We start from the raw sequence: 14,349 nt of genomic DNA on the forward strand, positions 1-14,349 counted from the left end.
GCGCCGCCCGCCCCCCGCCCCCCGCGGCCCCCCCCCCCCCGCGGCGCGCCCCCCGCCCCCCCCCCCCCCCCCCCCCCCCCCCCCGAATGGGTCCCGCTCAGCGCACGCCGAGCAGGTCCACCACGAAGACGAGCGTCTCGTTCGGCTTGATGACGCCGCCCGCGCCCCGGGCGCCGTAGCCCAGGTGCGGCGGGATGGTGAGCTTGCGCCGGCCGCCCACCTTCATGCCCACGACGCCCTGGTCCCAGCCGGCGATGACCTGGCCGCCGCCGAGCGGGAACTCGAACGTCTCGCCCCGGTTCCACGAGGCGTCGAACTCACGGCCGTTCGAGTGGGCCACGCCCACGTAGTGCACGCTCACCAGTTGACCCGGGCGGGCCTCCGGGCCGTCGCCGACGGTGATGTCCTCGACCACCAGATCGGCGGGCGGGGCGCCCTCGATCGGGCCGACCTCGGGCTTGTCCATGAACGGTCTCCTCGGATGCTGACTGTGTGGTCACCGTCGATCCTGCCGGATCGCGACCGGCCGATACGCGCCGGTCCCCGCACACCGGCGTGGCGGGGACACGAGAGGGGGGCGGGCGCCGCCTGTCGGCGACGCCCGCCCCGGGGCGAGCTGCTTCACTTCAGCCAGGGCAGACGCTGGACCAGGGGGAGCTTCGCCCAGATCCGGCCGAGGCCGAGGGTGTTGCCGGCGCCCACGAGGGCCAGGCCGGCCAGCAGGCCCGCGTAGATGAGGTGGTCGTCCATGAAGGGGTTGTTCGCCGGGGGCAGCACGGCCGTCCACATCAGGACCAGGAGCAGTCCACCGGCGACGGCGGCGAGCCGGATGCCGATGCCGAGCATCAGCGCGACACCGATGCCGAGCAGGCCGAGCATGAACAGCCAGTCCGCCCAGGCCGCGCCGGCGATGTTCTGGTAGAAGCCGGCGAACGGTCCCTCGACGGCGTGGCCGAGGAAGCCCTTGGTCGGGCTGCCACCGTTGATCCAGGCGCCCTTCGCCGGGGTCTCGTGGCCGAGGCCGAACATCTTGTCGAGGAAGGCCCAGAGGAAGATCCAGCCCAGGGCGAGCCGCAGACCGGCCCACACGTACCGGGTGGCCTTCTGGCGGGTGGTCTCGGTGTGCGCCGCCGGAGCGGTGGTGACGGCGGGGGTCCGCTTGACGGCGGGGGTCCGCTCGATTGTCGCGGTCATGGTGTCCACGTCCCTTCCTGTGCCTCGCACCGCGCTTCCCGGTGGCACATTCATTCCACCGCCGCGCCGCGTCCGGGAGCAGGGCCGAGCGGTGCCCTCGTGACCGGGTCATTGGTCCCGTCCGTACCCGGTCCGGTCGGCCCCTCGCAGCCGGTCTGGTGCCCCTGACCAGGGCGTACGCCGGCCGCCTACCGTCGCAGGTGAAAGGCCGGCACGAGGAGGTCGTGATGAGGACGTGGCAGGTTACCGACGTGATGACCAGGGACGTCGCCACGGTGACGGAGGAGACCCCGTACCGCGAGGTCGTCGACGTGCTGGTGCGGCAGCGGATCAGCGGCGTGCCGGTGGTGGACTCGTTCCGCCGGGTGCTGGGGGTGATCTCCGAGGCGGACCTGCTGCACAAGGTGGAGCGGTCCGGCCACCCGGACGAGCGGCGGGTCTTCGAGGGGCGGCGCCGCCGTACCGCGCGGGAGAAGGCGGGCGCGCTGGTGGCCCGGGACCTGATGACCGCCCCCGCGGTCACCACCCACGAGCGGGCCTCGCTCGCGGCGACCGCCCGGCTGATGGACCACGAGGCGGTCAAGCGGCTCCCGGTGCTGGACGACCTGGGCCGGCTCGCCGGCATCGTCACCCGCGGTGACCTGCTGCGCGTGCACCTGCGCACCGACGCGGAGATCCGCGAGGACGTGGTGCACGAGGTGCTGCGCCGGGTGCTGTCGGTCCGCGACGGCCTGGTCACGGTGCAGGTCCGCGGCGGCGAGGTCACCATGGACGGACGGCTGGACCGGCGCAGCGCCGTCGAGCTGGCCGGCCGCCTCGCCGCTCAGGTCGCCGGCGTGGTCACGGTGCACAACACGATCGGGTACGACGTGGACGACACCACGCTGATGGAGCTGGACCCGGTGCACGCCACCCCTGTCGCCTGAGCGCCACCACCGCGGGCCCCGCCGGTCAGGTGGGGCCCCCGGTGGTGTGCGCGAGCTGGGCGGCGAGCAGTGCCGGGGCCTCGGCCAGCGACGGGCCGTACCAGGTGAGGTGCCGGCCGGACACCAGCGCCGCCGGCACCCCGGGGAACGCCTCCGGCCCGTCGTCGGCGGTGAACCGGTACGGCTCGTCGGGCAGCACCACCAGCTCCGGCGCGCGGGCGCGCAACTCGGCCAGGCTCGGCCGGGGATAGCGTTCCGGGTCGTCGGCCCAGCCGTTGCGGACGCCGAGCCGGGCCAGCACGTCCCCGGCGAACGTGTCCCGCCCCAGCACCACCCACGGACGCCGCCACACCGGCACCACGGCGGTGCGGACGAGCCCCGGCCCGGGCAGCGCGGCCCAGGCGCGGCGGGCCTCCCGCAGCCACCCCGGCTCGCCCGGCTCGCCCGGCTCGCCCAGCGCGACGGCCAGCTCACCGAGCTGGTCGAGGGCCTCCGGCACGGTACGCGGGAAGGTGACCCGCACCGGCACCCCGGCCGCCCGCAGCGCCTCGGCGTCGGCCAGCCGGTTCTCCTCCTCGTTGAGCAGCACCAGATCCGGCGCCAGCGCGAGCACCCGGTCCAGGTCCGGGTACTTCGTGCCGCCGACCCGGGCGACGTCCAGCCCGGCCGGATGGGTGCACCAGTCGGTCGCACCGACCAGCACCTCCGGGCGGGTGGCCGCGACCGCCTCGGTCAGCGACGGCACCAGCGACACCACCCGCACCGCGCGTCCTCCCTCGTACCGTCAGCGGGCCGGCGCGGCCACGGCGTCGGCGTTCTCCGGCGGCAGGCCCGCCACCGGCACGCCCTTGCGGACCGCCCAGTCCACCGCCGCGCGCAGGTCCGACGTGGGCAGCGGCCGCCGGGTGGTCACCCCGACCGCCGCGTGCACCGTGTACGCCATGAACGGGTACGACCGGGCCAGCGCGCCGATCGCGTCGTGCAGCCGGCGTACCACCTCCAGCGCTGCTGGTTCGTCGAGTCCCGGCAGGAGGAGCTGGAACTCGTTCTCGGTGACGCGCAGCGCGCGGTCGACCGGCCGCAGCGCGGCGGTGACCGCGGTGAGCACGGCATGTCCCTCCCGGGCGACGCCGCGGCGGCCGAAGCGTTCCGGTGAGCCGGGCGGCGCGTCCACCCGCAGGCCGACGAGCGCCACCGGCAGCGTGCCGGAGGCGGTCACCCCGTCGGCGCCGGACCAGCGGGCCAGGCCGGGCTCGTCCAGCATCGCCTCGGCCGGCTCGGCCGGCCGGCTGTTCCGGTCGCCGCGGCGGGCCAGCAGCCGCAGCGCCGCCTCGGCGCGTGGTTCGCCCGGGCCGGCCGGGATGTCCCGTACCCGGGCGATCGCCTCGTCCAGCGCCGTGCGTGCCGCGGCGGGCAGCCGCTCGGCGAGCTGTTCGCGCAGCCGGATCGCCTCGTGCAGCGCCTCGTCGCGGCGGAAACCCCAGCGCCCCTCGAACAGCCGGCCTGACTCCAGCGTCGGCGCGGGCGCCACCTCGGCCCGGTCGTGCGCGACGACTGTGGCGCCGAACCGGGGACTCAGCACCACCACCGTCCACTCCCGGGCCAGCGCCTCGGCCTCGTCCAGCGCCACGCCGTAGGCGCCCTCGGGCAGGTCGGGGGGCGGTCCGCCGACCATCGCCACCACCGTCGCGGCGGCGCGGCCGGCGATGCGCCGGTAGACCTCGCGCTCCCGGGCGAAGTACGGCAGCCGCTGGAACAGCGCGAGCACGACGAGCGGGCCGTCCTCGGCCTCGGCGAGCGCCGCGCGTTCGATGGCGTGGGAGACGGCGACGAGACTGCGTTTGGTGAACTGTTCCAGGGTCCGTCCGCTGTGCACGGGCAGAGCCTAGAGGGACGAGCGCGGCAGCGCACCGGTCGACCGGACCGGCCGCGCCGCACCCGCCTACACTCGGGCGTCGACCGGACGAGGGGGATCGGGGCGAGATGACGAGCACAGGCAGCGTGACCGCCTCCTGGCTGCGGCCGATCCCGCCCGGCGCCGCGCCCCACCTGGTCCGCGCGGGCCACCTCGGCCATGCCGGGCGGCGGCTCGGCGACCTGGTGCAGGGCCGCCCGCCGGGGGTCACCGGCAGCCAGTGGAGCGCCGCCGGGCGGGCATCGCTGGACCTGGTGGTCTGTGCCGCCGGCACCGGGCTGCCGCGCTTCGCCGTGCGGTTCACCGCTCCCGCCCCGGACGGATCGCCCGCCCGGCGGGCCGAACGGCTGACCGACGCGGTCTGCGCCGCCGTCGGCCTGCCGCTGTTGCGCGTCGAGTCGCCGACGCTGGGCGGCACGGAGCAGGTCCGCCGGTTCGTCGAGTACGTGCTCGACGCGCGCGCCTACACCGACGGCACCGACCCGGACAGCGGCGACGCGGTCGGCTTCCGGGACATCATCGGCCGGCTGCCGGACGGCCGGCGCGGACCGGTGAACGACCTCGGCGCGCTGGCCCGGGCCGAGGCGGTCGAGGCGTACGTGGCGGGCCGGATCGCCGACCCGATTCTGCGCGGCCTGCACGTGCGCTGGACCGACGGTCCGGCGGAGGGCTGGGCCTGGGCCGAGGTGCGGCCCGGTCACTGCCTGCTGGAGCGGGTCCGGCTGACCGCGCGCGGCCTGGACTGCGGCGTCGACCCGGGGCGGCTCGCCGAGGATCTGGCCGTGGTGGCGCTGGGGGAGCGGCTGCGTGACCTCGGGGGCAACGCGCCGGCCCTGCTGGAGCGCGCCGAACTGCGGGGGCGGGTACGCGCGCTGGCCGCCCGGCGGGACTCCTTTGACGGCGGATTCGCCTTCGACCACCTCTGCGCCGACTGAAACCGTCCGCGCCCGCGGGCACGGCGACTTTCGATTTTTTCCGATCTCCGGTTGAACCTTCGCCGACGGCGCTCCGTACCTCATCGGGAATGGACGCAGATCTTCCCCGCCGCGCCCGGACGGCGCGGAGACGGTGCGGAAAGGGCATCGTCGGCCATTGACGCGCGACTCAGCGTCGCAGTGATCTCACACCCCGAATTCGTCGGTCCGCCGGGATCACCAGTCAACTACCGGATCGAGAAGGAGAGCAATTCGATGCGCAGGTCCACACGGGCGCGCCGGTCATCCGGTAACGCGCGGAGCAAGCGGATGCTGGCGGTGGTCGGCACGCTCGCGGTCTTCGGCGGCATCGTCGCCGTCACCCAGATCTCGTCCGCCCAGGACCGGCGGACGACCACCCGCGCGGCCTCGGCGTCCTGCGTGCCCGCGAGCCCGGGGGCGACCGCCCCGGACGGTCAGGGCAGCACCACCCGTACCTGGCAGAACGGCCGCTGGGTCCGCAACCACTGGGGTGACGGTCAGATGTCGCCGGCCGAGTGCCAGCAGACCACAGCCGGTGGCGCCGGCGCCGGCACCCCGACGGTGGCCTGCCCGGACGTCCGGAGCCGGCTGCCGCAGGTGCCGGGCCAGGCCCGGGCCGAGGTGGACCGCACCCTGGCGCTGCTGGAGAGCCAGATCGCCGAGGCGAACCGGCGGCTCGCGGCGGAGGGCCGCAACGGCGGCGAGTTCATCAACAACGCGATTCTGGGCCCGCTGGCGGACAAGCGGACCGCGGCGCTCAACCGGATCGCCACCGCGATCGGCCGGGTGGCCCAGCGTCCGCAGGGTCTGGAGCAGTTCGCCCGGTGCGCGGTGAGCGACACCCCGCGTAACGGCGGCCAGAACGGTGGCGGTCAGAACGGTGGCGGCCAGAACGGCGGTGGCCAGAACGGCGGGAACAACGGTGGCGGCCAGAACGGTGGCGGCAACAACGGCGGGAACAACAATGGCGGCGGCCAGAACAACGGCGGCGGCAACGGCCTGAACGTGCTCGCCAAGGACTGCTCCGGCAGTCAGCTCCAGGCGCACGACGGTTTCCAGAACGGCAACCGCTGCGTGAGCACCGCGTTCGGTGAGGTGGGCGCCGCGGCGAACAACCCCTCGCTGCTGATCACGCAGTTCCCGAACCAGGTGCGGCGCAACCAGCCGTTCACGCTGCGGGTGACCACCAGGAACCTGGTGCGGGACCGCTTCCTCGCCGCCGGCCAGGGCGGCTACTACCTGGAGAGCTCGCTGCTCAACGGCCAGGGCCTGGTACGCGGCCACTTCCACACCGCCTGCCGGATGCTGGGCAGCACCCGGCAGCCTCCGAACCCCCAGGACGTGCCGGCGTTCTTCGTCGCCACCGAGGACGGCCGGGGCGGCAACCAGCCGGACGACGTGCTGATCCAGATTCCGGGCCTCGCGCAGTCGGGCCTGGCGCAGTGCGCGGTCTGGGCCGGTGACGGCTCGCACCGCATCCCGATGATGGAGCGGGCGAACCAGACCCCGGCCATCGACGTGGTGCGCATCCGGGTCAACTGAGCGGACGAACGGCCGCGGCCGTCCGGGGACTCCTCCGGGCGGCCGCGGCCGTTCCCGCATAAGGCTCGATGGGAGATGCCCCGAAGGAAATTTCATGCCGGTGGTATCCGGCCGGATGAAGAACATCGACGACAGAAAGCCGACCGGGGCCATGCCGATTTCTCAGCGTGACCCCGGGATGCCCGACGGTGAGCCGGTGGTGCTCAGCGGTTCTTGTACGCCTCGACCACCGACACCGGGATGCGCCCGCGCTCGGAAATCTCGAACCCGTTCTTGGCGGCCCATTCCCGGATGGCACGGTTCTGCTCGCGATCCATTCCCGAGGTGCTCGGCCGGGTCGCGCGGCGGGCGCCCCGGGTGACCTCGGTCCCGCCCCGGCTGATTCGCCGGCCAGCGCTGATGTACGGATCCAGGGCCTTACGCAGGACGCCCGCGTTCTCGTCGGAGACGTCGATCGTGTACGCCACGCCGTCCAGGCTGAACTCGACGGTCCGATCGGCCTTTCCGCCGTCGAGGTCGTCGGTCAGAACAGTGATTACTTTCCTTGCCATCGCCATTACTCCCTGTGTCGGGCGGGGTGTGGCTAAGAGTTTGACCTACCGTGCGGTAATTCCGCAAGAATAGCCGGTCGTTTCCATTCGCCGGGTCGCGGTAAAGGGTGCCGCGATTGGGTGCCCGGCCCGCGGGTGCGACCCTCGGGCGTGGTCTGGGTCACAACCCGGAACAAGGGACACGTTTTGTTACTTGAGCCAAACACGCTCAACCAACGTGATGGCAGGTGTTCGATGGCAACTCTTCCGGTACTTCCGCTGACCGACGCCGTCCTGCTGCCCGGGATGGTCATCCCGGTGACCCTCGACCCGACCACCCAGGCCGCCGTCGACGCGGCCCGCGCCACCGGCGACAAGGAACTCCTGGCCGTACCCCGCATCGACGGCGAGTACGGCTCCGTCGGCGTGGTCGCGACGATCGAGAAGGTGGGCCGGCTGCCCAGCGGCGAACCCGCAGCGGTCATCCGCGGCCTCGCCCGCGCCCGCATCGGCTCCGGCGTACCCGGCCCCGGCGCCGCGCTCTGGGTCGAGGCGACCGCACTCGACGAACCCGCCCCGGCGGGCCGCGCCCGGGAACTCGCCCGCGAGTACCGCGCGCTCATGACGTCGGTGCTCCAGCAGCGCGGCGCCTGGCAGGTGATCGACGCGATGGAGCGGATGACCGACCTGTCCGAGCTGGCCGACTCGGCCGGCTACGCGCCCTGGCTCAGCCTGACGCAGAAGACCGAACTGCTCGCCGCCCCGGACGTCACCGCCCGGCTGGAACTACTCGTCGGCTGGGTGCGGGAACACCTGGCCGAGCAGGAGGTCACCGAGCAGATCAACAGCGACGTCCGCGAGGGGCTGGAGAAGTCCCAGCGCGAGTTCCTGCTCCGCCAGCAGCTCGCCGCTATTCGCAAGGAACTCGGCGAGGACGAGCCGGACGGCTCCGCCGACTACCGATCCCGGGTGGAGGCCGCCGACCTGCCGGAGAAGGTACGCGAGGCGGCGCTGCGCGAGGTCGGCAAGCTGGAGCGGGCCAGCGACGCCTCACCCGAGGCGGGCTGGATCCGAACCTGGCTGGACACCGTCCTGGAGATGCCGTGGAACACGCGTACCCAGGACAACACGGACCTGGCCGCGGCGCGGGCCGTGCTCGACGCCGACCACGCCGGCCTGGCCGACGTGAAGGACCGCATCCTGGAGTACCTCGCGGTGCGCAACCGGCGCGCGGAGCGCAACCTCGGCGTGGTCGGCGGACGCGGCTCCGGCGCGGTGCTGGCCCTGGCCGGCCCGCCCGGTGTCGGCAAGACCAGCCTCGGTGAGTCGGTCGCCCGGGCGCTGGGCCGCACCTTCGTCCGCGTGTCCCTCGGCGGGGTCCGGGACGAGGCGGAGATCCGCGGTCACCGGCGCACCTACGTCGGCGCGCTGCCGGGCCGGATCGTCCGGGCGCTGCGCGAGGCGGGCTCGATGAACCCGGTCGTGCTGCTCGACGAGGTCGACAAGCTGGCCGCCGGCTACGCCGGCTACGCCGGCGACCCGGCGGCGGCCCTGCTGGAGGTGCTCGACCCGGCGCAGAACCACACGTTCCGGGACCACTACCTGGAGGTCGACCTCGACCTGTCCGACGTGCTGTTCCTGGCCACCGCCAACGTGGTCGAGGCGATCCCCGGCCCGCTGCTGGACCGGATGGAGCTGGTCGCGCTGGACGGCTACACCGAGGACGAGAAGGTCGCCATCGCCCGCGACCACCTGCTGCCCCGGCAGCGGGAACGGGCCGGGCTGACCGCCGAGGAGGTCACAGTCGCCGACGACGCGCTGGCGCTGATCGCGGGCGAGTACACCCGGGAGGCGGGCGTCCGGCAGCTCGAACGGGCCCTCGCGAAGATCCTGCGCAAGGTGGCCGTCGCGCTCGCCGACGACCCCGCGCCGGTGCGCGTGGACGCCGGGAACCTGGCCCGCTACCTGGGCCGGCCGAAGTTCACCCCGGAGTCGGCCGAACGCACCGCCGTGCCCGGCGTGGCGACCGGCCTGGCTGTCACCGGCGCCGGTGGCGACGTGCTGTTCATCGAGGCCACCACCATGGAGGGCGAGCCCGGGCTCACGCTCACCGGCCAGCTCGGCGACGTGATGAAGGAGTCCGCGCACATCGCGTGGTCGTACCTGAGGTCGAACGGCCGGCGCTACGGCCTGGACCCGAACGCGCTGGCCGGGCGGCGGATCCACCTGCACGTCCCGGCGGGCGCGGTGCCCAAGGATGGCCCGAGCGCCGGTATCACCATGGTGACCGCGCTGGCCTCACTGGTGACCGGCCGGCCGGTGCGGCCCGAGTTCGGGATGACCGGCGAGGTGACGCTCTCCGGCCGGGTGCTGCCGATCGGCGGGGTCAAGCAGAAGCTGCTCGCCGCGCACCGGGCCGGTCTCACCGAGGTGATCATCCCGAAGCGCAACGAGCCGGACCTGGACGACCTGCCGGCGCAGGTGCGGGAGGCGCTGACCGTGCACACGCTGTCCGACGTGGCGGACGTGCTCGCGCTGGCGCTGCGCCCGGCCGAGATCGGCACGGAGCCGGTGGACGGACCGGCGCTCGCCGCCGTCTGAGGCACCACCACCGCCCCGGCCACCGAATGGCGGCCGGGGCGGCGCCGTGCCGCCGGCCGGGGCGCGCTCAGTGGCGGTCGCGCCGCTCGTAGCCCCGGTCGCGGCGCTCGCCCGGGCCGTCGCCGTCCCGGTCCCGGCGTACGGTCGCCTTGCGGCCCTTGATGGTCGTGCCGCGCAGCCCGGCGATGATCTCGTCAGCCACCCCCTGCGGCACCTCGACCAGGGAGAACCGGTCGGCGATCTCGATCGAGCCGATGTCCCGGCCACTGATCCGGGTCTCCCCGGTGATCGCGCCGACCAGGTCCTGCGGCCGTATCCCGGCCCGCCGGCCCAGCCCGATGAAGACCTGCGTGGTGCCACCGGTACGCGGGCGGCCCGGACCCCGGCGCTCGCCCCGCCCACCGGCCTCCGGCCGGCCCTCGCGCGGGCCCCGGACCGGAACCTGCGGGATCTCCTCCTCGTCGTCCGAGCCCGGCGAGGTCGCCTCGTGCGCCAGCTTCACCGCCGCCAGCGCCACCTCGACCAGGTCGAACTCGTCGGTCAGCGACTCCACGATCGCCCGGTACGGGTCGAGGTCGTCCTCCAGCAGGCTCTCCCGCAGCGCGGCCTGGGTCAGTTCCAGCCGCCGCGTACGCATGTCCGCCACCGTCGGGATCTTGTCGATGGTGATGCGCTGCCCGGTGACCCGCTCGATGGTCTTGAGCATCCGGTGCTCACGCGGCTCGGCGAGCGTGATCGCCACACCCTCCCGTCCGGCCCGGCCCACCCGGCCGATCCGGTGCACGTACGACTCCGGCGCCGACGGCACGTCGTAGTTGACCACGTGCGTGAGCTGCTCGACGTCCAGCCCGCGGGCGGCCACGTCGGTGGCGACCAGCAGGTCCGCCGTGCCGGAGCGCAGCCGGCCCATCACCCGGTCCCGCTGCTCCTGGCTCATCCCGCCGTGCAGCGCCTCGGCCCGGTAGCCCCGGCCGTTCATCGTCTCGGTGAGCCGGTCCACCTCCTCGCGGCTGCGGCAGAACACGATCGCCGCGGTGGGCGACTCGACGTCCAGCACCCGGCCCAGCGCGGCCGGCTTGTGCCCCCGGGCCACGATGTACGCGCTCTGCCGTACCCGGGGCGCCTCCCCGGCGACCTGCCGCTCCCGCTCGATCCGGATGCGGACCGGATCGGTCAGGTGCTTGCGGGCCAGCCCGTCGATGCGGGCCGGCATGGTGGCCGAGAACAGCACGGTCTGCCGGCCGGCCGGGGCGTGCTCCAGGATCGCCTCGATGTCCTCGGCGAAACCCATGTCGAGCATCTCGTCGGCCTCGTCCAGCACCACCGTGGCCAGCGCGCCCAGCCGCAGCGTGCCCCGGGCGATGTGGTCCAGCGCCCGGCCCGGCGTCGCGACCACCACGTCCACCCCGTGGTCCAGCGCGCGCAACTGCCGCCCGATCGGCTGCCCGCCGTAGATCGGCAGCACCCGGGCGCCCAGGTCCTTGCCGTAGCGGTGGAACGCCTCGGAGACCTGCACGGCCAGCTCCCGGGTCGGCACCAGCACCAGCGACACCGGGTCGCCCTCGGCCCGTCCCACAGGCATCCGCTGCAACAGCGGCAGCGCGAACGCGGCGGTCTTGCCCGTACCGGTGGCCGCCTGGCCCAGCAGATCCTGACCGGCCAGCAACGGGGGGATGGCCTCCCGCTGGATCGGCGTCGGTTCCTCGTAGCCGAGCGCGGACAGCGCGCCGAGCAACTCGGTGCGCAGCCCGAGATCGGCGAAGGCGAAGGTGTCCTCGGCGTCGGCGGTAACGGCGGGGTCGGTCGGGGTCGGTGCGGCGCTCATACGACAAGCTTTTCATCACCGCCGCGCACCGGTCGCGGCGACCGGGCAAACGTTCGCCGCGCCACCCGGCCGCCGCCCGATCCCGGTGACCCGGCGTGACCCCGTGCCCCCGCCGGGTCACCGGGACAGGGCGGCCAGCAGCGTGGTGAGGCCCACCCCGACGTCGATCACCGCGCACCACAGCGCGTACCCGCGCGGCACCACCGTGCCGGTGCGGTGGTGCCAGGCGTCCCAGGCCGCGTGGACGAGCCAGCCCACCCCGACGATCGCTCCGGCGAGGCCGGCGGACGCGACTGTGGCCACGACCGCCAGGCCACCCCACACGCCCGCGCCGGCGAGCTGCGCCACCAGCGCGCGCCGGTCTCCCCACTGCCGCCGCCCGGTGCCGATCAGCAGGTAGCCGGCCGGCAGGACCAGCAGCGTCCACGGCGCGAAGACGGTGGGCGCGAACCACATGTCCACCGTCAGGAGCAGCGCCAGCCCGGCCGGCCACCCGCGCGCCACGGCCGCCGTGACCGGATCGCGGCGGGGCGGCGCGGCGGGCGTGTGCCGGTGCCGCAGCGCCACCAGCAGCATCGCCGGCACCATCAGCAGGTGGCCGCCGAGCAGCAGCGTGTCGTCCCCGGCCCACCCGGCCCACCAGGGCGGGAGCAGCAGCAGGAACGGCACGTACATGGCGGCCGACATCTCCGCGGTGGCGGCCCGGCCGTCCCCCCGGTACCACATCCACGCGGCCATGCCCGCCGCCATGTTCGTCGCCATGACCAGCGCGCCCACGTCCGGCCGCGCCAGCACCGCCGCGCCGCCCAGCAGGCTCCCGCCCACCCGCCACAGCGGCCCGAGCAGCACCATCCCGGCCACCATCGCCACCACCATCCCGGCCAGGTGCCGGGTCCGCGCCCACCCGGCCCACCGCCGGGGTACGACCACAGTCATCTCCGTCATGCCCCGACCCTGCCGCCGCCCGGCGCACCGGAGAAGGCACGTCAGTCATCGGGAAACCGTGCGGACCGCACGGTCCGGCCGTGACATCTCCCCCGGGTGGGCGGGCCGGTGCACGCCCTAGGATCGGCGGGCATGAGCGTCGATCCGGCGGACCACCGGCTGCGCCGGGCCCGGCGGGTCACGCTGCTGTCGCTGGCCACCAACGCGTGGACCACGGTGTTGCTGCCCGCCGTCGGCCTGGCCCGCGAACCCGACCCGGTACGCGTCGCGCTCGGCGTGGCCGGGCTGCTCGGGTTCACCGCCGCCCAGATCGCGGTGCTGCACGCCGCCGTCACGCCGTGGCTGCCCGTACCGGCCCGTCGCCGCCGGCACGCCGCGCTCACCGTGGCGGCGCTGCTCAGCCTGCCGCTGCTCGGCCCGGTCGCGGCCGGAACCTGGCCCACCTGGGCGTGGCTGGGGGCGTCCCTGGTCGGCATGACGCCGCTGCTGTTCCGGCCCGCGGTCGCGGCGGCGGCCGTGGCCGGTGTGCTCGCGCTCTCCGCCGCCGTCACCTGGGCGGCGGGTGGGTCGGTGCTCACGGCGCTGCTGGTCACCGGCGTGGTGGGCGCCGGGATCGCCGCGCTCACCTGGGTCCAGGTCTGGTTCTGGGACCTGCTCGTCGAGGCCCGGCAGGGGCAGGCCGCCCAGGCGCGGCTCGCCGCCGCCGAGGAACGGCTGCGCTTCGCCCGGGACGTACACGATCTGCTCGGCCACGACCTCACAGTGATCGCGCTCAAGGCCGAGCTGGCGGAGCGGCTGGCGCCGCGCGACGCCGCCCGGGCCGCCCGGGAGGCGGCGGAGGCGCGGCGGCTCGCCGCGACGGCGCTGACCCGGGTACGCGCGGCGGTGCACGGCTACCGCGCCGTCGACCTGGCCGAGCAGGCCGCGGCGGTGGGGGAGGTGCTGCGCTCCAGTGGCGTACGCACGACAGTGGTGCCGCCGGACGGTGCGGTGCCCGCGCCGGTCGCCGCCGACCTGGCGGCCGTGCTGCGCGAAGCCGGGACCAACGTGCTGCGGCACAGCCGGGCCGGCTGGTGCCGGATCGAGATCATCCGGGAGGACGGCGTGGTGACACTCACCGTACGCAATGACGGCGTCCGTGCCGACGACGGCCCGGACCGGCTCAGCGGCGGCCTGCGCGGGCTGGCCGACCGGCTCGCCCCGGCCGGCGGCCGGGTCCGGGCCGAGGCCGCCGACGGCGTGTTCAGCCTGGTGGCGACAGTGCCGGTGACGCCGTGATCCGGGTGCTGCTGGCCGACGACGAGGAGCTGATCCGGCTCGCCCTGGCCGCGCTGCTCGACCTGGAACCGGACATCGAGGTGGTCGCGCACGCCCGCGACGGGCGCGGCGCCCTGGACGCCGCGCTGGCCCACCCCCCGGACGTCGCCGTGCTCGACCTGGAGATGCCGCCGCCCGGCGGTGTGGAGGTCGCCGCCGAGCTGACCCGGGCGCTGCCCGGCTGCGCCCCGGTGATCCTCACCGGACACGGCCGCCCCGCTCAGCTCCGCCCGGCGCTCGCCGCCGGGGTACGCGGGTTCCTCGCCAAGGGCGCCCCCGGCGGCGCGCTGGCCGACGTGATCCGCCGGGTGCACGCCGGCGCCCGCTACGTCGACCCCGCGCTCGCGGCCGACGCGCTCACCCTGCCCGAGTGCCCGCTGACGCCGCGTGAGCTGGAGACCCTCCGGCTGGCCGAGCTGGGCACCCCGGTCGCGGTGATCGCCCGGCGGACCCACCTGGCCGCCGGCACTGTCCGCAACCACCTGAGCGCCTGCGTGCAGAAGCTCGGCGCGGCCGACCGGGCCGAGGCGGTACGGCGGGCGCGCGAGGCCGGCTGGCTCTGACGTACGGGGCGTCGCGCGCGGTCGCCGGCGACTAG

General features: G+C 74.9%; 13 protein-coding genes. 6 read left to right on the forward strand and 7 right to left on the reverse strand.

What is annotated here, in order from left to right:
• Positions 1 to 97 precede the first annotated feature (97 nt).
• Together ACGFIA_RS27090 and ACGFIA_RS27095 are read right to left on the reverse strand one after the other, a co-directional pair.
• Positions 98 to 466: an FKBP-type peptidyl-prolyl cis-trans isomerase gene (locus ACGFIA_RS27090; protein ID WP_018784126.1), complete on the reverse strand. Its 369-nt coding sequence runs from the start codon at positions 464 to 466 to the stop codon at positions 98 to 100.
• A 155-nt stretch (positions 467 to 621) separates the two neighbouring features.
• On the reverse strand, positions 622 to 1,203 hold the full coding sequence (locus ACGFIA_RS27095; protein WP_393262751.1) for a hypothetical protein: 582 nt from the start codon (positions 1,201 to 1,203) through the stop codon (positions 622 to 624).
• A gap of 218 nt (positions 1,204 to 1,421) precedes the next feature.
• On the opposite strand from ACGFIA_RS27095, the gene ACGFIA_RS27100 reads away from it, so the two are divergent.
• Positions 1,422 to 2,120 carry a CBS domain-containing protein gene (locus ACGFIA_RS27100; protein WP_357390398.1) on the forward strand — a complete coding sequence of 233 codons (699 nt, stop codon included), beginning with the start codon at positions 1,422 to 1,424 and terminating at the stop codon, positions 2,118 to 2,120.
• 25 nt (positions 2,121 to 2,145) lie between these two features.
• Here ACGFIA_RS27100 and ACGFIA_RS27105 read toward each other — a convergent pair whose 3' ends face one another.
• Both ACGFIA_RS27105 and ACGFIA_RS27110 read right to left on the reverse strand, forming a co-directional pair.
• Positions 2,146 to 2,883, reverse strand: a complete 738-nt coding sequence (locus tag ACGFIA_RS27105) for a helical backbone metal receptor (RefSeq protein ID WP_357479963.1) — start codon at positions 2,881 to 2,883, stop codon at positions 2,146 to 2,148.
• A 21-nt stretch (positions 2,884 to 2,904) separates the two neighbouring features.
• Positions 2,905 to 3,996: a DICT sensory domain-containing protein gene (locus tag ACGFIA_RS27110; protein WP_357390394.1), complete on the reverse strand. Its 1,092-nt coding sequence runs from the start codon at positions 3,994 to 3,996 to the stop codon at positions 2,905 to 2,907.
• Positions 3,997 to 4,103: 107 nt separating this feature from the next.
• Between ACGFIA_RS27110 and ACGFIA_RS27115 the strand changes: the two genes are divergently transcribed.
• Positions 4,104 to 4,970, forward strand: a complete 867-nt coding sequence (locus ACGFIA_RS27115; protein ID WP_393262755.1) for a hypothetical protein — start codon at positions 4,104 to 4,106, stop codon at positions 4,968 to 4,970.
• A gap of 255 nt (positions 4,971 to 5,225) precedes the next feature.
• Entirely contained in the window at positions 5,226 to 6,533 is a 1,308-nt protein-coding gene (locus ACGFIA_RS27120; RefSeq protein WP_393262758.1) for a hypothetical protein, read from the forward strand.
• Between the two features lie 203 nt (positions 6,534 to 6,736).
• Here the strand turns inward: ACGFIA_RS27120 and ACGFIA_RS27125 are convergent, their stop codons facing one another.
• A complete protein-coding gene (locus tag ACGFIA_RS27125; RefSeq protein ID WP_357390387.1) occupies positions 6,737 to 7,084 on the reverse strand; it encodes an Lsr2 family protein in 348 nt (115 codons plus the stop codon).
• A 234-nt stretch (positions 7,085 to 7,318) separates the two neighbouring features.
• Between ACGFIA_RS27125 and lon the strand changes: the two genes are divergently transcribed.
• The gene (gene lon / locus ACGFIA_RS27130; protein ID WP_393262761.1) at positions 7,319 to 9,664 is read left to right on the forward strand and encodes an endopeptidase La; all 2,346 of its coding nucleotides are present in this window, start codon (positions 7,319 to 7,321) and stop codon (positions 9,662 to 9,664) included.
• Between the two features lie 67 nt (positions 9,665 to 9,731).
• Here the strand turns inward: lon and ACGFIA_RS27135 are convergent, their stop codons facing one another.
• Positions 9,732 to 11,489 (reverse strand): DEAD/DEAH box helicase, encoded by a 1,758-nt coding sequence (locus tag ACGFIA_RS27135; protein ID WP_393262764.1) that lies wholly within the window; start codon positions 11,487 to 11,489, stop codon positions 9,732 to 9,734.
• Between the two features lie 117 nt (positions 11,490 to 11,606).
• Positions 11,607 to 12,434 carry a hypothetical protein gene (locus ACGFIA_RS27140; protein ID WP_393262767.1) on the reverse strand — a complete coding sequence of 276 codons (828 nt, stop codon included), beginning with the start codon at positions 12,432 to 12,434 and terminating at the stop codon, positions 11,607 to 11,609.
• Positions 12,435 to 12,566: 132 nt separating this feature from the next.
• On the opposite strand from ACGFIA_RS27140, the gene ACGFIA_RS27145 reads away from it, so the two are divergent.
• Both ACGFIA_RS27145 and ACGFIA_RS27150 read left to right on the forward strand, forming a co-directional pair.
• A complete protein-coding gene (locus ACGFIA_RS27145) occupies positions 12,567 to 13,712 on the forward strand; it encodes a sensor histidine kinase (protein WP_393262770.1) in 1,146 nt (381 codons plus the stop codon).
• A complete protein-coding gene (locus tag ACGFIA_RS27150) occupies positions 13,709 to 14,314 on the forward strand; it encodes a response regulator (RefSeq protein WP_393262773.1) in 606 nt (201 codons plus the stop codon). The genes ACGFIA_RS27145 and ACGFIA_RS27150 overlap by 4 nt, the downstream gene beginning before the upstream one ends.
• Positions 14,315 to 14,349: the final 35 nt, after the last annotated feature.

The sequence above is a fragment of the Micromonospora sp. NPDC049203 genome, assembly GCF_043197215.1.
In the GTDB taxonomy this organism is placed as follows: Bacteria; Actinomycetota; Actinomycetes; order Mycobacteriales; family Micromonosporaceae; genus Micromonospora.